Source organism: Cyanobium usitatum str. Tous (assembly GCF_963920485.1).
GTDB classification, from domain to species: Bacteria; Cyanobacteriota; Cyanobacteriia; order PCC-6307; family Cyanobiaceae; genus Cyanobium_A; species Cyanobium_A usitatum_A.
In genome coordinates this window covers 1215516-1234470 of the sequence record NZ_OY986431.1, presented here as the reverse complement: position 1 = coordinate 1234470, position 18955 = coordinate 1215516, and the positions used below count along the sequence as shown (strand labels likewise).

General features: G+C 63.8%; 19 protein-coding genes. 12 read left to right on the top strand and 7 right to left on the bottom strand.

What is annotated here, in order from left to right; translation table 11 throughout:
- The 3 genes from psb27 to U9970_RS06700 all read left to right on the top strand — a co-directional run bounded on the left by psb27 (position 1) and on the right by U9970_RS06700 (position 2841).
- The gene (gene psb27 / locus U9970_RS06710; RefSeq protein WP_322765875.1) at positions 1-435 is read left to right on the top strand and encodes a photosystem II protein Psb27; all 435 of its coding nucleotides are present in this window, start codon (positions 1-3) and stop codon (positions 433-435) included.
- An 88-nt stretch (positions 436-523) separates the two neighbouring features.
- A complete protein-coding gene (locus U9970_RS06705; RefSeq protein ID WP_254937027.1) occupies positions 524-1843 on the top strand; it encodes an adenylosuccinate synthase in 1320 nt (439 codons plus the stop codon).
- Positions 1843-2841, top strand: coding sequence for an adenosine kinase (locus U9970_RS06700; protein ID WP_322765874.1), 999 nt, complete (start codon positions 1843-1845; stop codon positions 2839-2841). Before U9970_RS06705 ends, U9970_RS06700 begins: the two co-directional genes overlap by 1 nt.
- A gap of 3 nt (positions 2842-2844) precedes the next feature.
- Here the strand turns inward: U9970_RS06700 and U9970_RS06695 are convergent, their stop codons facing one another.
- Complete coding sequence (locus tag U9970_RS06695; RefSeq protein WP_322765873.1) at positions 2845-3636, bottom strand: precorrin-6A/cobalt-precorrin-6A reductase; 792 nt, start codon at positions 3634-3636, stop codon at positions 2845-2847.
- Between the two features lie 31 nt (positions 3637-3667).
- On the opposite strand from U9970_RS06695, the gene U9970_RS06690 reads away from it, so the two are divergent.
- Positions 3668-4156, top strand: coding sequence for a single-stranded DNA-binding protein (locus U9970_RS06690; RefSeq protein WP_322765872.1), 489 nt, complete (start codon positions 3668-3670; stop codon positions 4154-4156).
- Between the two features lie 23 nt (positions 4157-4179).
- On the opposite strand, the gene U9970_RS06685 is transcribed toward U9970_RS06690, so the two are convergent.
- Positions 4180-4383: a hypothetical protein gene (locus U9970_RS06685; protein WP_254937023.1), complete on the bottom strand. Its 204-nt coding sequence runs from the start codon at positions 4381-4383 to the stop codon at positions 4180-4182.
- Between the two features lie 22 nt (positions 4384-4405).
- Between U9970_RS06685 and U9970_RS06680 the strand changes: the two genes are divergently transcribed.
- From U9970_RS06680 to U9970_RS06670, 3 genes are read left to right on the top strand one after another with little or no spacing between them, the layout of a single operon-like run.
- Positions 4406-4954, top strand: coding sequence for a DUF2854 domain-containing protein (locus U9970_RS06680; protein WP_322766053.1), 549 nt, complete (start codon positions 4406-4408; stop codon positions 4952-4954).
- 41 nt (positions 4955-4995) lie between these two features.
- On the top strand, positions 4996-5874 hold the full coding sequence (gene argB, locus U9970_RS06675) for an acetylglutamate kinase (protein WP_322766052.1): 879 nt from the start codon (positions 4996-4998) through the stop codon (positions 5872-5874).
- Complete coding sequence (locus U9970_RS06670; protein WP_322765871.1) at positions 5867-6985, top strand: DUF3153 domain-containing protein; 1119 nt, start codon at positions 5867-5869, stop codon at positions 6983-6985. Before argB ends, U9970_RS06670 begins: the two co-directional genes overlap by 8 nt.
- A gap of 9 nt (positions 6986-6994) precedes the next feature.
- Here the strand turns inward: U9970_RS06670 and priA are convergent, their stop codons facing one another.
- Positions 6995-9226, bottom strand: coding sequence for a replication restart helicase PriA (priA, locus tag U9970_RS06665; protein WP_322765870.1), 2232 nt, complete (start codon positions 9224-9226; stop codon positions 6995-6997).
- 425 nt (positions 9227-9651) lie between these two features.
- Here priA and rpoD point away from each other — a divergent pair, with 425 nt between their 5' ends.
- The 4 genes from rpoD to U9970_RS06645 are packed head-to-tail and all read left to right on the top strand — an operon-like array spanning position 9652 to position 14377.
- On the top strand, positions 9652-11013 hold the full coding sequence (gene rpoD, locus U9970_RS06660; protein WP_322765869.1) for an RNA polymerase sigma factor RpoD: 1362 nt from the start codon (positions 9652-9654) through the stop codon (positions 11011-11013).
- The gene (locus U9970_RS06655) at positions 11010-11408 is read left to right on the top strand and encodes a DUF1824 family protein (RefSeq protein WP_322765868.1); all 399 of its coding nucleotides are present in this window, start codon (positions 11010-11012) and stop codon (positions 11406-11408) included. Before rpoD ends, U9970_RS06655 begins: the two co-directional genes overlap by 4 nt.
- A gap of 25 nt (positions 11409-11433) precedes the next feature.
- Positions 11434-12384: a hydroxymethylbilane synthase gene (gene hemC, locus U9970_RS06650; protein WP_254941667.1), complete on the top strand. Its 951-nt coding sequence runs from the start codon at positions 11434-11436 to the stop codon at positions 12382-12384.
- Complete coding sequence (locus tag U9970_RS06645; protein WP_322765867.1) at positions 12359-14377, top strand: chloride channel protein; 2019 nt, start codon at positions 12359-12361, stop codon at positions 14375-14377. Before hemC ends, U9970_RS06645 begins: the two co-directional genes overlap by 26 nt.
- A gap of 279 nt (positions 14378-14656) precedes the next feature.
- Here U9970_RS06645 and U9970_RS06640 read toward each other — a convergent pair whose 3' ends face one another.
- Genes U9970_RS06640 through U9970_RS06625 form a run of 4 tightly spaced genes read right to left on the bottom strand, consistent with a single transcriptional unit; the run spans position 14657 to position 17696 of the window.
- Positions 14657-15145: a L,D-transpeptidase gene (locus U9970_RS06640; protein WP_322765866.1), complete on the bottom strand. Its 489-nt coding sequence runs from the start codon at positions 15143-15145 to the stop codon at positions 14657-14659.
- Between the two features lie 14 nt (positions 15146-15159).
- Positions 15160-15747: an inorganic diphosphatase gene (locus U9970_RS06635; RefSeq protein ID WP_322765865.1), complete on the bottom strand. Its 588-nt coding sequence runs from the start codon at positions 15745-15747 to the stop codon at positions 15160-15162.
- A 30-nt stretch (positions 15748-15777) separates the two neighbouring features.
- Positions 15778-17328, bottom strand: coding sequence for a carboxypeptidase M32 (locus U9970_RS06630; RefSeq protein ID WP_322765864.1), 1551 nt, complete (start codon positions 17326-17328; stop codon positions 15778-15780).
- Between the two features lie 47 nt (positions 17329-17375).
- The gene (locus U9970_RS06625) at positions 17376-17696 is read right to left on the bottom strand and encodes an ArsR/SmtB family transcription factor (RefSeq protein ID WP_322765863.1); all 321 of its coding nucleotides are present in this window, start codon (positions 17694-17696) and stop codon (positions 17376-17378) included.
- A 110-nt stretch (positions 17697-17806) separates the two neighbouring features.
- Here U9970_RS06625 and U9970_RS06620 point away from each other — a divergent pair, with 110 nt between their 5' ends.
- Positions 17807-18943, top strand: a complete 1137-nt coding sequence (locus tag U9970_RS06620; protein ID WP_322765862.1) for a rhodanese-like domain-containing protein — start codon at positions 17807-17809, stop codon at positions 18941-18943.
- The last annotated feature ends 12 nt before the right edge of the window (positions 18944-18955 follow it).

The following is an 18955-nucleotide window of genomic DNA, read 5'->3' as shown; positions in this document are numbered from 1 at the left end:
ATGGCCGCTGCGCTTCCTTCCTTCCGCCAGCGGCTGAAGCAGCTTTTTTCACGCTTGGCCCTAGCGCTGGTGCTCTGCCTCAGCCTGGCACTCACTGCCTGTAGCTCTGCAAATACTGGTCTTTCAGGTAACTACGTCGAGGACACGGTGGCGGTGGCCGACAGCCTGCTGAGCACCATCGCCTTAGGGGCCGATGATCCTGCTCGCGCCGAGGCCGAGATCGAAGCTCGCAGCCTGAGCAATGGCTACGTGGCCCGCTACCGCCCCCGCAGCTCGGTGAACGGCTTGGGCTCATTCACCACCATGCAGACGGCCATCAACTCCATGGCTGGCCACTACACCAATTATCCCAATCGCCCGCTGCCGGAGGCGCTTAAGGAGCGGATCGCCAAGGAACTCAAGAAGGCTGAAACCAACGCGACTCGCGGCGCCTAAGGCCCTGATCCGAGCCGTCCATCTTTGACGAAGGACCCCACGATCTGAGAAGCTCTCGGATTGTGCTCAGAAGCGGCTTCGGGCCGCTGTGTCCTTGGCCAACGTTGTCGTCATCGGTGCTCAGTGGGGTGACGAGGGGAAGGGCAAGATCACGGATCTTCTCAGCCGCTCAGCCGACGTTGTGGTGCGGTATCAGGGCGGAGTGAACGCCGGCCACACCATCGTCGTGGACGACAAGGTGCTGAAACTGCACCTGATCCCCTCCGGGATCCTTTACCCGGACACGATTTGCCTGATCGGCTCCGGCACGGTGGTCGATCCCAAGGTGATGCTGGGCGAGCTCGACATGCTCGCCACCTACAGCATCGATATCAGTGGCCTGAAGCTCGCTTCTACGGCCCACGTGACCATGCCCTATCACCGCCTGCTGGATCAGGCGATGGAGCAGCGCCGCGGCGATCGCCGCATCGGCACCACTGGCCGAGGCATCGGTCCCACCTACGCAGATAAATCGGAGCGCAATGGCATCCGCATCCTGGACATTCTGGATGCGGATCGGTTGCGGGACCGCCTTGCCGGCCCCCTTGCCGAAAAGAACGAGATTTTGGTGAAGCTCTACGGCCTTGAGCCGTTGGATTTCGAGACGGTTGTGGCCGAATACGTCGGCTACGGCAAGCGGCTAGCCCCCCATGTGGTCGATTGCACCCGCACCATCCACAGCGCTGCGCGGGCCCGCCAAAACATACTGTTTGAGGGTGCCCAGGGCACCTTGCTGGATCTCGATCACGGCACCTATCCCTATGTGACCTCCTCTAATCCGGTGAGTGGCGGCGCCTGCATCGGAGCTGGGGTGGGACCCACCTTGATCGATCGGGTGATCGGTGTAGCCAAGGCGTACACCACTCGGGTAGGAGAGGGCCCCTTCCCCACCGAGCTCCAGGGCAGCCTCAACGATCACCTCTGTGATCGGGGCGGTGAATTTGGCACCACCACGGGCCGCCGCCGCCGTTGCGGTTGGTTTGACGGGGTGATCGGTCGCTATGCGGTGGAGGTGAACGGCCTCGATTGCCTGGCCATCACCAAGCTCGATGTGCTCGATGAGCTCGACGAGATTCAGGTGTGTGTTGCCTACGAACTCGACGGCGAACGGATCGAATATTTCCCCAGCAGTTCGGAGGATTTCGCCCGCTGCCAGCCGATCTTTGAAACCTTGCCGGGTTGGCAAACCTCTACAGCCGATTGCCGCAGCCTCGAGGAGTTACCTCCAACGGCGATGAGCTATCTGCGCTTTCTTGCCGATCTGATGGAGGTGCCGATCGCCATCGTTTCCCTTGGCGCTAACCGCGATCAGACGATCGTTGTGGAAGACCCCATTCATGGTCCCAAGCGGGCCCTGCTGAGCACCTGATGGATCCCATGGAAAAGAGCTACGACGTCGTCGGCATTGGCAACGCCATCGTTGACGTGCTGGTGCAAGCCGACGATGACCTGATCGCCAACTTCGAACTCACCAAGGGCACCATGGCCCTGGTGGACGAAGCCCAAGCCGAGCGCCTCTACGCCAGCGTTGGACCGGGCCTTGAAACCTCTGGTGGCTCCGCTGCCAACACCCTGGCCGGGGTTGCCCAACTGGGCGGCCGGGCGGGCTTTATCGGTCGGGTGCGCAACGATCAGCTGGGGGGGATCTTTAGCCACGACATCCGTTCGGTTGGAGCTCGCTTTGACACCCCTGCGGCCACGGAGGGGCCCTCCACGGCCCGTTGCCTGATCCTGGTGACTCCAGATGCCCAGCGCACCATGTGCACCTACCTGGGGGCTTCGGTGGGGCTGGATCCAGCCGACCTCGATCTTGAGATGGTTGGCCAAGCCAAGGTGCTTTACCTAGAGGGTTACCTCTGGGACAGCGACGAGGCCAAGGCGGCCTTCATCGCTGCGGCCGAGGTGGCCCGCGCCCATGGGGGCGAGGTGGCTTTGAGCCTGTCGGATGCTTTTTGCGTCGAGCGTCACCGCGAAAGCTTTCAGGAGCTGGTGGACGGCCACGTCGACATCCTGTTTGCCAACGAAATGGAGATCACGGCCCTCTACAAGGCAGATAGTTTTGAAGAGGCTGCCGACCAGGTGCGGGGCCGCTGCAAGCTGGCAGCCCTCACCCGCAGCGAGCAGGGATCGGTAGTCCTCAATGGCGCCGGCACCCACAGCGTCGCCCCCTTCCAGCTCGGTCCCTTACTGGACACCACGGGGGCGGGTGATCTGTACGCCGCTGGCTTCCTGCACGCCTACACCCAGGGCCAGGCAGTCGAAGCCTGTGGACGGCTGGGCTCCCTCTGCGCTGGTCAGGTTGTGACCCAGCTAGGTCCCCGGCCCCAGGGCTCCCTAAAGCAGCTCGTAGCCCAGCACCTGGGCTGAGCCTCACTGCGGCAGCGCCAGAGCCCCCAAGAGCTCCTTTTGGCTAAGGGCTTCTACCCCGACCGGCTCTGCCGGCCTGCCGAGCAGCAATAGCTGGGGGCCTGTGCCGGCACAGAGTTGCTGCCAGAGCTGTTCAGTAACACCGCCCGATTGGCGTGCCAACACCGTGGTGATGCGCCAGCGCCGAATCAGGGACCGCTCCACCTCCAGCTGCGAGCCTGGGCGGAGGCAGGCGACCTGATCGGCCGCCAAGCCAGCTGCCATGGCCAGCTGGAGGGCCCTTGGGCTGGGCAGCAGCCGGGCGAAGTGCTGGGCGCCGGGGCTGCAGGCCAGCGCCGTTTTTAGTTGGCGGGCACCGATTGCCAGCAGGAGGCGGTGGCCCTGCAGCGAGAGGCTGCGCAAATCCTCCAAGCTTGAGAGGATCGTTGCCGCTCCGGGCAGGGTGGGGCGCAGCAGCCGTATCAGCCGTTGGCGGCGCTGCTTGCAAACGGCGGCCAGCTGGCGACTCACCACACAAGCGAAAGGATGGCTGGCATCCACCACCACCGCATAGGCCCAACCCAGCGATTCGGCGGCCGCCAGTTCTGCCCAAACCCCCTGCTCACCATCGATGGCGCCAACGCGCAGGGTTAGGCCCGGATGGGGGCGATAGGCCAGGGCCGCTGTTGCACCAACCACGCTCACCGTTAGGTGCCAGCCGCGCTGCAGCAGCCGCTCCGCCACTACGGGGCCTTCGCCGGTGCCGCCGATCAGCCACAGACGGGGCGAGGTCTGGTGAATCTCAGGTCGGTGCATCAGGATGGGATCCACCAATGGTTGCCTGGGAGTGAATCACTGTCTGCTCGAGGTTGAGGTGCTGGAAGCGCCCCAGGTGCGTTACACCCAGGACAATCAGACGCCGGTGGCGGAGATGGCTGTCCAGATAGATGGCCTGCGTCCCGATGATCCCCCGGGTCAATTGAAGGTGGTCGGCTGGGGCAATTTGGCCCAAGAGCTCCAGAACCGGGTGCAGGTTGGCCAGCGGCTGATGCTCGAGGGCCGGCTGCGCATGAATACCGTTACCCGTCAGGACGGCGTCAAGGAAAAGCGCGCTGAATTCACCCTGGCCCGGCTGCACGGCATGGGCCCTGGCGCCACTAGCAGTCCGGCTGTCAATCCAGCTGCCGCAACTGCGCCTGCGCCCCAGCGCCGTGCCCCAGCGGCGGCACCCCCGGCTCCAGCTGCTCCAGCGGCGCCGGCAGGTGCCCAGCCCCCCACCTGGAATACCTCCCCGCTGGTGCCTGATCTGCCTGACGACGACGACATTCCTTTTTAATCCTGGGTTGGCCCTTTCCAGGGCTAGGCGTCGGCGCTGGAATCAGCGTCGCTCAATTGATCGAGCAGCTGGCCCAGCTCCCGCTCCAGGGCGGCTAGATCAAGGCGCCATTGGGGCCAACGACCCGCATCAATCTGGCGCAATAACCAAAGCCGGTCGCTCTTGAGGTTGCTGATCAGTTCGGCGGTGCCGGTTTCGCTGGGTCGGCTGGTGGTCGCATCCGCCATGGGCATCAAGGAAGATGGAGGTATGCAAGCACTTCTCTCACCAGGCAGCCTCGTGACCATCGCGGGGGCTGTGCTCACGGTCATCGGCACGATCGCCTACGCCACCGATATCCCCAATCTCAGCCTGCCCACCATCTTCTACGGCATTCCGATCCTGTTGGGGGGGTTGGCCTTGAAATCCTCTGAGCTGCCTCCACCTAAGCGACTCACGCCGGCCCCCCGTTTCAAGCAATTGCGGGACCTGCCGGAGAGCGAGCCCCTGCGCAAGCTGCTGGCCGATGTAGATCGCTGGCGTTATGGCCAGAAAGCCCATCTGGAAAGCTCTCTGGAGGTGCTCAAGCTCTGGGACGAGGACGCTCCGCCCCAGCTGCTGAGCGTTGAGGAGCTCGACTGCGATGGCCGCTATGGCTTGCGCCTGCGCTTTCGCTGCGAAGGGGTGCCCCTGGATCGCTGGCAGGCCCGCGCTGATCGGCTGGGCCGCTTCTTTGGCCCCGGTTTGAGTGCCGACATCAAGCCCGAGCGCCGCGATGAATTCAGTCTGGCTCTGGTGCCCGAGCCCAGCGCTAGCTAAGACCGCTTAATCCATCTGCCCCATCGAGAAGCGAAACCTTGATCAGCAGCCAGGACACCCTGAGGGTGTCGGTCCTAAGTGAGGCCCTTCCTTACATCCAGCGCTTCGCGGGCCGCCGGGTGGTGGTCAAGTACGGCGGCGCGGCAATGGTGCAAGCGGAGCTTCGCGAAGCGGTCTACCGCGACGTGGTGCTGCTGGCCTCGGTGGGGGTGCAGCCGGTGGTGGTTCATGGCGGCGGCCCGGAGATCAATGACTGGCTGAATCGCCTCCAAATAGAGCCCGAATTCCGTAATGGTTTGCGGGTCACCACTCCGGAAACCATGGACGTGGTGGAGATGGTGCTGGTAGGCCGGGTCAACAAAAATATTGTTAACGGCCTCAATCAGGTGGGTGGCCGGGCCGTGGGACTTTGCGGCAGCGATGGCTCCTTGGTGCGGGCCCGCACCTACGCCGGCGGAGTAAATGGGCTGGTGGGAGAGGTGGCGGCAGTAGATCCGGCAGTGCTTTTTCCCCTGCTTGATGCCGGCTACATCCCGGTGATTTCGAGTGTGGCCGCCGATGCTGAGGGCCAGGCCCATAACATCAATGCCGATACGGTGGCCGGTGAACTGGCCGCGGCTTTACAGGCCGAGAAGCTGATCCTGCTCACCGACACGGCAGGGATTTTGAAGGATCGCCACGATCCTGACTCCCTAATTCGTCAGCTGACCCTGGCGGACGCACGCCAACTAATCCATGACGGTGTGGTGGCAGGCGGCATGACCCCGAAGACCGAGTGCTGCATCCGGGCCCTGGCCCAGGGAGTGGCGGCGGCCCACATCGTCGATGGCAGGGTGCCCCACGCCCTGTTGCTGGAGGTATTCACCGATTCGGGGATCGGCACCATGGTGGTGGGCAGCCAGCGCGTCAGCCATGGCTGAAGACCAGTTGGCTGCAGCCCGTGCAGCCCTCGAGCGGGGCGATTACGGCCAGGTTGTACGCCTGCTGGAACCCCTCACCAGTGAACATCCTGCTACCACCGCCACCGGCGCTGAGATTCAGCTGCTGCTCGCCACCGCCTGGATGGGGCGGGGCGACAACGGCCGGGCGATCCTGTGTTGCCGGCTGATCAAGCGCTGCCGTGATGCCAGCCTGCGGGCTCAGGCCATAGACCTACTCACCGTGCTGGAGGCACCGGCCCTCGAGCGCCCCCGCGAATGGTCGATCACCCTGCCCGATCTGGGCTCGGCCGAGGCCATGGGCGGCCAGATGCAGCAGCTTGCCCGCGGCCGCCGCTCCAACAAACCGCCACCGCCGCCAGCTCCACCGGTGGGGCCAACCAGGGCGCCAGTGGGCTTCGCTGTGCTGGCCGTTTTGCTGTTGCTGCTGACGCTGCTGCTCGGCGGCTGCACCGAGGTGCGCAGCGAGTTGACCTTTAAGGGGCCGGGCAGGCTGCAGATCGCCCATGGTCTATCGAGCCCCGGTAGCCAACCTGAGCCTTGGGCCCGTCAGTTTGGCCGCAGCTTGCTGAGCCAGGGATTTCACCCGGCCAAGCAGCCCGAGCCATCTGCTGGCGCTGACGGCTTTCACCAGCGCCTGGAGAGCCCGGTGCTAGCAGCGCCCGAGGCCCTTGCCCTGCTGGCAGCGAACCTGGGCGCGGCAGCGGATCTGGCCGGTGTGGTCCTGCCGCCGCCCCACTTCCAGCTGCGGGAGCGCAATTGGCTGCTGGGGGTGCGCCAAAGCCTTGAGCTGGCAGTGGACCTGCGGGGGCTCAGTGCTCTGCCGGGCTTCAGCGCCGCCATCGACCTGGCCCCTGTGACCCCTGCGGCTGTCCGCCTGGCCAGTCCCGAGCCCGCTGCGGCGATTTCAGGACGAGCTGCCCTGCACTGGCCCCTGCGCTTTGGCGCCAGCAATACCCTGCAGCTCAGCTGCTGGCGCTGGAGTGGTCTTGGCATTGGCGGCGCCCTGATTGCCCTTGCCCTAGTGCTGGTGCTGGCCCTGGAGCGGCTGCGGCGTCTGCTGGGCTTCGGCCTGCCGGAACTACCGGCTTGAGAGCGGTGCTCAAAGGCTGAGGGGGTCGGGGTCGATCGCCAGACCCACCCCCGCTGGCAGCCCCTCCCGCAGCAGGCTTTCAGTTGGCAAGGGCAGGGGCTGGCCGGCGGGACCATGCAGCAACAGCTGCCAGCGACTCTTGCCCGCTACCCGGGCTACCGGGGCCGGGGCGGGACCAATCAACAGCCATCCGGCTGCCTCCACCTGGCTACGGATTCTCTCTGCTAAGGCGGCGGCGGCGGTTGCCGTGCCGCTGGCACTTGGTCCGCTCAGTCGCAGCAGGCAGGCCCGGCTGAAGGGCACCAGGCCACCCTGGCGCCGCATCTGGATCTCCTCGGCCAAAAACAGCTCGTAGCGCCCATCCACCAGGTGGCGAATCACCGGATGGTCGGGGCTGTAGGTCTGCACCAGCACCTCGCCCGGTTTTTCGCCGCGGCCCGCCCGGCCCGCTAATTGCAACAGCAATTGCAGGCACTGCTCGGAGGAGCGCAGATCGGGGCGATGCAAAAGCCCATCTGCCGCCAATACCGCCGCGAGCGTGACCCGGGGTAGGTCCATGCCCTTGGCCAGCATCTGGGTGCCTACCAATACGTCGGCTTCCCCCTGGGCGAAGCGATCGAGCAGGCGGCGGTGGCCGTCGCGGCCCCGGGTGGTGTCACGGTCAAAGCGCAGCAGGCGCAACCCTTCAAGCTCGGTTGCCAGCTGCTCCATCACCCGCTGGGTGCCCGCGCCGAAGGGTTTGAAGGCCGTGGAGCCGCAGTGGCCGCAGCGATTGCCCAGCTCGGCGCGGTGGTCGCACCAGTGGCAGCGCAGCCATTCCTGGCCCCCTTTGGAGCGGTGCACGGTGAGGGCCACGTCGCAGTTGGGGCAGAGCACCGCTTCACCGCAGCTGCGACAGCTCAGGAAGGCTCGGTAGCCCCGGCGGGGCACCAGCACAACAGCCTGTTCGCCCTTCTCCTGCAGCTGCTCTAAGCGCCCCATCAGGGCCCGGCTGATCAGGCTGCGGTGGCCGTCCGCGAGCTCGTGGCGCATGTCGATCACCCGTACGGCAGGCAGGGGCCGCGAACCAATCCGCTCCGGTAGTCGTAGGAGGCGAGTGGCTGGTTGGGGGGATTGACAGCTCAGCCAACTCTCGAGCGAGGGGGTGGCACTGCCGAGCACCAGCCGCGCTCCGCTTTGCTTGGCCCGTAGGCGAGCTACGTCGCGGGCGTGATAGCAGGGCATCGGGCTGTCCTGCTTGTAGGAGCTGTCGTGTTCCTCATCGAGCACGATCAGGCCCAGCCTGGGCATGGGCAGAAAGATTGCTGAGCGGGTACCCACCACCACCACCGCTTCTCGCTCCAGGCAGCGGCGCCAGACCGCCACCCGGGCACCGTCGGAAAGGCCGCTGTGGAACTCCACCACCCGGTAGCCGAAGCGTTCCCGTGCCCGGTCGAGCAACTGGGGAATTAGGCCAATCTCGGGGGTGAGTAGGAGGGTGGCCTGCCCCGCCTCCAGGGCCTGAGCGGCCGCCCGCAGATACACCTCAGTTTTGCCAGCGCCTGTTACACCCCAGAGCAAAAATTCTGCGCCCGCTGGGGCACCGGCCAGGGCCCCTACTGCAGCGGCCTGGGCTTCTGTCAGGGCAGGCCAGTGGGCCGGTGCGAGACCAGCTCCCCTTCCCTCTGGGGGAGCCTGAAGGCGCTGCACCAGACCCCGAACCTCTAGCCCCTTGAGCACGGCGCGGCTGAAGCCAGCCTCACCACAAAGATCCCGCAGGGGCACTGGCCCGCTATGGCGATCAAGGTGCTCAAGCAGTTGCTGCTGGCGCTCGGTGAGGGGCTGGCCCGGGAGTGCTGCCTGCGAGCGCTCCACCAGCCAGATTGGGCGGCTTGGCTTGCTGGGCCCCTGGTTGCGCTGGCCAAGCCAGCCAGGGGGCAGGGCGCTTTTTAGAGTTTTGAACAGACTTGTGTGGCACTCCGCCGCCACGCTTGACATTAAGTTTTGCCAATCAGGATCTACGGCAGCCCGCTGCCAAACCTCCTGGATTGGTTGTATTCGCTTGCTGCTGAGACTGGCGGGTAATTGATCAAGCCAGCCCACCACCAGCCCAGTGTGCGGACGTCCCTGCAGCTTCACCCGCACCAAATCCCCAATCCCTGCTGGGGTTTCGGGGCAGTTGGCGTAGGTGAATACCTGGCCTTCCCGCCCGGCTTCGAGCCAGATCTGCAACCAGGGGATCGACAAGCTTGCAAAGGTCACAACCCATTCTTAGGATGTGAATGTTGGGCAGTTCAAAGACTGCCGTCGGAACCAAACAGAGTTCCGTCCAGCGGGAAGACCTGAAGTGAGACCCCGGGAGCCAGCCTCCCACCATTCGGCCTCCCGGTCTGCGACCACCCCTGTCAGCCCTGTCTAGGCCTCGGCCGCCCTGTCTAGGCCTCGGCCACCCCTCCCAGGCCTCGGCCACCGACCCCTTGCTTTTTGCCGGGTCGCTCGACATTTCCCTGCCGACTACCACCGTTTCAGAGGTTTCCTTCCCGCTTTCGTGGTCTTGCACCAGCTCCTACGGCTAATCCCGAAATGGCTGGAACGATTTTTTGCCGGTTGCTGGCAGGAGATAGCTAGATGCGATTTGAGGTGATGCGTTTCCGCCCATTTGTTTTGTTGTTTCGTTTTCGTTACCTATGAGCCCCGCTGCTGCCCAGCCGAAAGCAACCCCGGAAATCTTGATGGTGGCCACGGCGGCCGGTGAAGAGGTGCAAGTTAAGCCGAAGAAGGCTGCGCCAAAAGCAAAAGCTGCTGCCAAGGCCCCGGCTGCTGCCAAGGGAACTGCTGCTCCCAAAGCCAAGGCTGCCACCAAAGCCCCGGCTGCTTCTAAAGCGACAGCTGCTGCCAAGGCAAAGGCTGCGCCAAAAGCAAAGGCGGCCGCAAGCAAATCCTCAGCGCCTAAATCCCCTGCGGCCAAGGCCAAGATTGAGGCTCCTGTCGATACCGCCGCGCAAGGCGATGCCGACGATCTAGGCCCATCTGGCAGCTCGGCCGAGAAGGACGAGAAGGCAGCCAAGGCCCTCGCCAGCATCAAGGTGGGGCCTAAAGGTGTCTACACCGAGGACTCGATTCGGGTTTATCTCCAGGAGATCGGCCGCATCCGCCTGCTCCGGCCCGATGAGGAGATCGAGCTAGCCCGCAAGATCGCCGATCTGCTCCAGCTCGAGGAGATCGCCGCTCAGTTTGAGGCCGATCACGGCCGCCAGCCCGACAACAAGGAATGGGCGGCATTGGTGGAGATGCCCTCCATCAAGTTCCGCCGCCGGCTGATGCTTGGCCGCCGTGCCAAGGAAAAGATGGTGCAGTCAAACCTGCGCCTGGTGGTATCGATCGCTAAGAAATATATGAATCGGGGCCTGAGCTTCCAGGACTTGATTCAGGAGGGTTCCCTCGGCTTGATCCGGGCTGCCGAGAAATTCGACCACGAAAAGGGATATAAATTTTCCACCTATGCCACCTGGTGGATCCGCCAGGCCATCACCCGGGCCATCGCCGACCAGAGCCGCACCATCCGCCTGCCGGTGCACCTCTACGAAACGATCTCGCGGATCAAGAAAACCACCAAAACCCTCTCCCAGGAATTTGGCCGCAAGCCCACCGAGGAGGAGATCGCCGAATCGATGGAAATGACCATCGAGAAGCTGCGCTTCATCGCCAAGAGCGCCCAGCTGCCCATCTCCCTGGAAACGCCGATCGGCAAAGAGGAGGATTCCCGCCTCGGTGACTTCATCGAGGCCGATATCGAAAACCCTGAGCAGGACGTGGCCAAGAACCTGCTGCGCGAGGACCTTGAGGGCGTGCTGGCCACCCTCAGCCCCAGGGAGCGGGACGTACTGCGTCTGCGCTACGGCCTGGACGACGGCCGCATGAAGACCCTTGAAGAGATCGGCCAGATCTTTGATGTCACCAGGGAGCGCATTCGTCAAATTGAAGCCAAGGCCCTGCGCAAGCTGCGCCACCCCAACCGCAACGGCGTGCTCAAGGAGTACATCAAGTGAGTCAGGGCCTGGCATCCCTGCGGGGGCTGCGCACTGCTCCTTCGCTTGACCCAGCAGCCTGCTCGGCGTTACGGCTAGAGCTTGAGCCGCTGCTTGCTCGCTGCGACTGGTTTACGGCGGGGGTGATGGCCGCTTCTGCAGCATCAGCGGTGACCTGCCTGCGTCAAGTTGAAACGGCTCTGGGCTGGTCGCAATTGGAGCTAGATCCAGCCGGTGTAGCCCTCGATTCGATCGAGGGTCCGGTCTTCCTTAAGGCCAACCAGAACAGCGGTCGCTTCCAGGTGCGCGCTGAAACCGGTTTAGGTGAGGGCCTTTTGATCAGCGGCCACTGTTCAGCAGATACGGCCGCAGAAGACACCTGGGGCCCATTGCCCCTTGATTTCTTCGGCCCTTAATCTGAGTGGCTGTGATCTGCCCCTGATGGCCAACCCCCTGCGCATCGCCTCCCGCCGCAGCCAGCTGGCCATGGTGCAAACCAATTGGGTGCGCGATGAACTGATCCAGGCCCACAACGGCCTGGAGATCACGATCGAAGCGATGGCCACCCAGGGGGACAAGATCCTCGATGTGGCCCTCGCCAAGATCGGCGACAAGGGCCTGTTTACCAAGGAGTTAGAGGCTCAGATGCTTGTTGGACAGGCTGATATCGCCGTCCATAGCCTCAAGGATCTGCCAACCAACCTGCCCGAGGGGCTGATGCTTGGCTGCATCACTGAGCGGGAAGATCCCGCCGACGCTTTGGTGGTGCATGAACAGCACCGCGATAAGAGCCTGGCAACCCTGCCCGCTGGTGCCGTGGTGGGCACCAGTTCCCTGCGCCGTCTAGCCCAGCTGCGCCACCACTTCCCGCACCTCAGCTTCAAGGATGTGCGCGGCAACGTAATCACCCGACTGGAGAAACTTGATGCCGGTGAGTACGACTGCCTGATCCTGGCGGCCGCTGGTTTGGGACGGCTGGGTTTGGGGGATCGCATCCATGAGCTGATCGACCCCTCCATCTCCCTTCACGCCGTTGGCCAGGGTGCCTTGGGTATTGAGTGCCGCGAGGGAGATGCCGCCGTGCTCGAGCAGATCAAGGTGTTGGAGCACCAGCCCACCGCCCGTCGCTGCCTGGCTGAGCGAGCCTTTTTGCGTGAGTTGGAGGGGGGCTGTCAGGTGCCCATCGGCGTTAACAGCCGTTTCGATGGCGATACGCTTGTATTAACGGGCATGGTGGCAAGCATCGACGGCCTGCGCCTGATTCGCGATGAGGCTTGCGGTCCCCAGGCTGACCCTGAGGCCATTGGTATCGCCCTTGCCCATGCTTTGAAGGCCCAGGGCGCAGGCGAGATCCTGGAGGAGATTTTTGCAACTGTCCGGCCCGAAGCCTGAACCAGCGTCAGTCGCCGCCAGCCCCGTTGAAGCCGAGGCACGCGCCCTTCCCTATCAATGGAATCTGCTGGCCTGGGCTGCCCTGATTGGGGTGCTCACGGGTCTGGCAGTGGTGGCCTTCCACGAATTGCTGGGCTTTATTAATAACGGCCTGTTTGGACCTTTTGTGGAGGGGCTCCTAACAGTTGGTCGTAGCCAGCCGCCGGAGTTGGCACCCGAATTGCCGCTGGTGGTGGCTCCTGATGCGGGCACACCGCTGCGGGCCCTGCTTCAGGTAGGTCTCGGCGGGCTTGGCTTCCTGCCACCGCCACCAGCCATTCCTGAGCCGTTGCCCCTGCCGGGTTCCTCCCTGCCCGATTGGATCAGTCTCTGGCCGGTGGTGGTGGTGCCCACCCTGGGGGGCTGGGCTGTTGGCCTTTTGCGCCGCTATGGCGGTGACCTGGGCCCTGGCCTACCCAGCCTGATGGCGATGGCCGATGGCGCCGTTAGCGCTCGGCCCCGCTTGCCCTTTCAGCGCCTGCTGGGCGCATCCATCAGCCTGGGCAGTGGTGCCTCCCTCGGCCCAGAGGGGCCCAGCGTTGAGAGTGGCGGCAATATTGGACTGTGGGTGGCCCTGCGCGGCGGGCTCTCGCCCCAGAGCCAGAAAGCCCTGGTGGCCGCGGGAGTGGCCGCAGGTCTGGCGGCGGGCTTCAAGGCACCCATTGCTGGCGTGTTTTTTGCTTTTGAAGGAAGCTTCAGTGCCGTTCAGGGGCGGCCCAGCTTGCGTGCGGTGCTGGTGGCGGCTGTGGCTTCCTCGCTGGTCACCCAATTGCTGCTCGGCGACACACCGATTTTGCGGCTGCCTGCTTACGAGGTGCGTTCACCGCTGGAGTTGCCCCTTTATCTGGGGTTAGGCCTGGTGGCCAGCTTGATGTCCTGGGCCCTGGTGAGCCTGCTGGCCGCAGGCCGTAGCGAGCGGCTGCAGTCCTGGCTGGGCCAGCTGCCCCCAGGCCTGCCCACGGCCCTGGGGGGTGCCTGTGTGGGTGTGATGGCTCTCGGTTTTCCCCAGGTGCTGGGTGTCGGCTACGACACGATTGAGGCCCTGCTTGGCAGCGAGGGTGGCGTGCCCCTGCTCACCTTGCTGGTATTGCTGGGCGTCAAGCTTTTGGCCACTGGTATCAGTAATGCCACCGGCTTTGTTGGCGGTGGCTTCGCCCCATCCCTATTCCTGGGAGCGGTGCTCGGCAACTGCTACGGCCAGCTGCTTGGTGATAGTGGCCTGCACCTGCCGGTGGCTGAGCCTCCCGCCTACGCCATGGTGGGCATGGCAGCTGTGCTGGCCGGTAGTGCCCGGGCTCCCCTGACGGCCCTGCTGCTGCTGTTTGAGCTCACCCGCGACATTCGAATTGTGCTGCCGCTGATGGCCGCCGCCGGCCTCAGTGCTGCCTTGGTGGAGCGCTGGCAGGGCCTGGCTGATCCGGGCTTACTTGGGCCTGACTCCCAAGAGGAGCATCGCCGCCGCCAGTTGGCCGCCCTGCAGGTGACTGAGGCTTTCGAGCCCGAGGCCCCCCTAGTGCTGCCAGCCGAGCTGCCAGCCCAAAAGGCCTTGGTTCAGCTGGTGGAGGCCCACGGCCAATGTCTGGTGGTGGCGGATGGGGCTTGGGTGGTGGGGCTGGTCACCCTGGCTGATCTGCAGCGGGCCCTAAGTGCCGAGCGGGAGTTCAGTGACGACGGATCTTTGCCGGTGCCCACCTTGCTCTCTTGTCGCCGCGGTGACTTGGTATGGCTGCCGATGTCTGCCCAGCTAGCTCAGCTGGAAGACCAGCTCAGGCCAAATGGCTTGCGTCAATTGCCGGTTTTTGATGTGCCGGCGGCGGCGGCTGCAGCCCTACCCCATGGACTTCCCAATCCGGGTTTGCCGGTTGCTTCTTTACGTGGCTTAGCCAGCCGCGATGGCATGGCCCGGGCCCTAGCGCGCCAGCTCACACCCGCTGAAGATTGGGATCAAGCTTGAGTCTGGAGCTGGCTAGAGAGCGCCTGGGCTGCTGGATCAACCGCACTTAGCCTGGCCAATATCCGCTCCAAATCAAGGGCCGAAAGCTCGCCGTCACTGGCCCACTTCAAGGTGGTGCTCACTTGGGGTTCGCAGGATTGGTTGGAGTGGGGAACCGCAGACATAGACGCAGTCGAAAGGCCTCATGCCTTGTTTTGGCCTTATAAAATACGCCGATAACCCCAGCTTGCGGCCGAAGCTGGGCTGATCTCCAGAATATTTTCCGACAACTGGCTGGCTTCAGCGCTGCACGATTACTGGCGTACCGACTTCCACCTGATCAAATAAGGAGTGCACATGCTCGTGGAGCATGCGCACGCAGCCGTTGGTCACGGCCGCGCGTGATGTCACCGTCCAGGACCAAGCATCAGGCGTGCCATGGATGCCGTACTGGTTGAGTCCGCTTTTTTGGAATCCAAGCCAGCGATCGCCTAAGGGGCCATTTGGTCCAACGGTGGCGTTGATCTTGCCGCTTTTGGTGCTCTGGTATTTGGGATTAACAACCTTGTTTTGCACCAAGAAGCGCCCTACTGGTGTGGGGGTGCTGGGATCGCCAATCGCCACTGGCCAACTGTCCAGCACCTTGCCGCCTTCACGCAGGCTGATAGTGCGCTTGTCTAGCTGCAGCACAATTTCCCGGCTGTTGCTCTGGGCCTGGACGGGGGTCCAGGCCGGGGCCATCGCCAGGGCTGCTGCGGCAAGCCAGAGAGGCTTGAGGTAGCTAGCCATAGAGATACGGGCGCTCAGTTCACTAATTTGGCGTCGATCGTATCGAGGTAGCGCTGCTCGCACTCCTTGATGATGCGCACGGCTTCAACTGGTTCCAAGAAGCCATTGACCTTGCAGGTGCCGGGTTTTTTGAGATCTTTGTAGTGCTCCCAGTAGTACTGGGTTTCCGTGACCCACTGCTCACCAAGCTGGGTGAAGCTGGTGATGTGGTCCATGCGCTTGTCATCGGCCAACACGGCGATCACCTTGTCGTCGACCTCGCCGCCGTCGTCAAAGGTCATGATGCCGATGATCCGAGCTTCCACCAGGGATCCGGGTACCAGGGGTTCGGTCACGCCGACAATCTCGATATCGAGGGGGTCGCCGTCCTCGTCCCAGGTGCGGGGGATGCAGCCGTAGGCGAAGGGGTATGCAAGCGACGAGTAGCCGACGCGATCCAGCTTGAGGTGGCCGGTTTCCGTGATCAATTCGTACTTGTTGATCGTCATGGAGTTGAGCTCCACGATGGCGTTCAGACGCAGCTTGGCTTCATCGGCGAAGGCCGGCAGCACGTGCAGCAGGTTGAGCATTGTGCGGCTCGGGGCGTGGTCGATGTTCGCCATGAAGCGGAATTTGAGTAGCTGGGCGGCATCCTAAGGATCTGAGCGCAGACGCTCAAGCTTGTTGCGCAGATAGCGAAGGAAGGCTGCTGCGCTAAGGCTCTGGCCACTCACCTGCTCCACCAGCTCCTCCGCATTGACGCTGCGGCCCAGGGGATAAACCCTGCTGGCCAGCCAGTCCCGCAGGCTGCTCTCCTGACCAGCAGCGATCGCGGCCTCGATGGCACCTGGGCCGCCAAGCTCCTGCTCCATGGTTTCCGCGAGTTGGGCGCTGATCAAATGGCCCAGGGCATAGCTGGGGAAATAGCCAAACAGGCCTTCGGCCCAGTGGATATCTTGCAGACATCCCTCAGCGTCATTTTCCGGCTGGATTCCAAACAACTGCTGCATCCGTTGGTTCCACTGCTGGGGTAGTTCCGCCACCGGCATGTCCTGCTCGAGCAGGGCCAGCTCCAGCTCAAAGCGCAGCACGATGTGCAAGCAGTAGCTGAGCTCGTCGGCTTCCACCCGAATCAGGCCGGGCCGCAACGGATTGAGCCCACGCCAGAAGCCGAAGGCGCCGCCCCAGGGATCCCTACCACCGCCACTGCCTAAGCCACTGCCTAGGCCGGTGCAGAAGCGCGGATGCCAGCGCTCGGCGAAGGCGCGGCTACGACCCACGCGGCATTCCCAGAACAGCGACTGCGACTCGTGCACCCCCATCGAGGTGGCCTCACCCAGGGGCCAGGGGAAGTAGTGGTTGCCCGTGCGGGGCAGGCCCTGTTCATATAAGGAGTGGCCCCATTCATGGGCGGTGGCAAGGAAGGCGGAGAGGGGCTGATCCGGCACCACCCGGGTGGTGATGCGGAAGTCCTGGGGGCCCACGGTGCAGGAGAAGGGATGGGCTGAGCGGGAGCGTTGGCAGTAGGCCGGGTCGTAGCCCCAGCTGTTGAGCAGCTCGGTGCAGAGATTTTCCTGCAGGGCTTCGGGTAGCTCTGGCAGGGGGGATGGCTGGGTTGCATCTGCCTGCTGGAGCAGGACGGGCAGCTCGGCCTGCAGTGGGGCAAATAGCTGCTGCAGACGTTCTTTGCTGACGTCGGGCTCAAACGGCTGGGCCAGGATTTCCCATGGGCTGCGCTGTTGGGCTTCGGCGGCGGCAAGTTGGGTCGCTTGTTCGCGGCGGAGGGCGATCAGGCTTTCCAGGGCCGGAGCAAAGATGCTGAAGTCGCTGCGGCGCCGTGCCTCCTGCCAGATGGCATTGCCGCGCGACTGGGCTTGGGCGATTTGGGCCACTAGCTGGGGATCTAGGCAGCGCTGGCGATTTAGCTCAAGCCGTAGTAGCTGCAGGTTGCGGCGCACCGCCGCTGGAGTGCTGGCTTGCAGCTCGGCTTCCGCCGCCTCGACCAGGTCGGCGTAAGCAGGGCTGCTCTGGCGTTGGTGAAGCTGGCTGGCCAGCAGGGCCAGTTGGTCGCCACGCCATTCGGCGCCGGCTGCCGGCATCACCGTGTTCTGGTCGTAGTAGAGGGCACTGCTGATTGAGCCCAGCAGCTGGCTCTGGCGCAGGTGCTCCCGCAGCTGATCTAGGGGCGATGTTGCCTGCGCCATACGGAACTCTTAATGCAGCCATTCTTCCGGCTTCAGGCCCTGCGCGCTCAGGCTGATTGCAGTTGGGCCAGCTGGTTCTCCAGCCGTCGCTTGAGTCGGGTCTGAACTAGGGAGCAGAGCTTGTCTACCAAGGCGCCTTCGGCGCTCCAGATCGTGCGCACCCCATCGCGCTCGCAGTGCACCAGGCCAGCCCGCTGCAGTTGGCCGAGCTGGCGGCTGATGTGGGATTGGGAGAAGCCAGTGGCTCCGATCAGTGCTGCCACATCCATGGGCCCTGCCCTGAGCTGACAAATCAACTGCAGGCGCGCCGGCTCGCTCAGCAAACGGAAAAACTGGCAGTACTCCTCCAGCAACTGGGGAGACGGCATGGAGCTGGAAGAAGCCATGACTTGATTATGTCGCAAGACGCATTCCCTCGAGCCACCCGCGGACGCGGCGCCTTTATGCGGCTATGGTCATAACAAGCTGCAATGCCGCGATGGTTGTCGCCCCGTTTAGGCCGATCTCCCTGCGGGCAGCGGCTGGAGGGGGATCCCTGCTCTTCCGCCAGCTTTTTGATGCCCAGACCGGCGCCTTCACCTACTTACTAGGCGATGTGTCCAGTCGCCAGGTGGTGATCATCGATTCGGTGTTTGAGCGCCATGGCCGGGATCTTGCCCTAATCCGTGAGCTGGGGCTCGAGCTGGTGGCCTCTCTGGATACCCATGTCCATGCCGACCATGTCACCGGCAGCTGGCTACTGCACGAGGCCACTGGCTGTGCAATCGGCCTAGCTGCGGCCGCTAAGGCGAAAAACGTGACCATGCCCCTGCAGCACGGGGATCGGCTGTCTTTTGGCGTTCGTTGGCTCGAGGTGCGCAGCACCCCAGGTCATACGAATGGCTGCCTCAGTTTTGTGCTCGACGATCAGTCGATGGCATTCAGTGGTGACGCCTTGCTCGTGCGGGGCTGCGGTCGCTGTGACTTTCAGCAGGGCAACCCCCATACCCTCTGGGCCTCGATTACCCAGCAACTCTTCAGCCTGCCCGACTCCTGCTTGCTCTATCCAGGCCACGACTACGAGGGCCGCACGGTCAGCTCGGTAGTTGAAGAAAAAGCCTTCAACGCTCGCCTAGGCGGTATGGCCACGGAAAGGGATTTCGTTGGTCACATGGAGTCCATGAATTTGCCCCACCCCCACAGGATCGCCGAAGCCCTGCCGGGCAACATGCGCTCTGGCAAGCCCGTTGATCAGGACGTCACCAGCCCTGCTGCAAACCCATGTTGGGCGCCATTGCAACGCAGCTATGCAGGCCTGCCGGAACTTCACCCCGCCTGGGTGGCGTCCCACCGTGATGGCCTCACCTTGCTGGATGTGCGTTCGGCTGGGGAATTTGGCGGCCCCGACGGTCGGGTGGCGGGCAGCCTGCTGATTCCCCTGCCGGAACTGGAGAGTCGCATCTCTGAACTTCCCGCCAATCAACCGGTGGTGGTGGTGTGCCATTCCGGCAGCCGCTCGGCCCTGGCTACCCAGCAGTTGCTTAAGGCCGGCCTCAGCCAGGTGGCAAACCTTCATGGCGGCCTGGCCCGCTGGGCGGATGAGGGCTATCCGCTGCAAGGCGTCGCTTCCACTTGATCAACCTTCTTA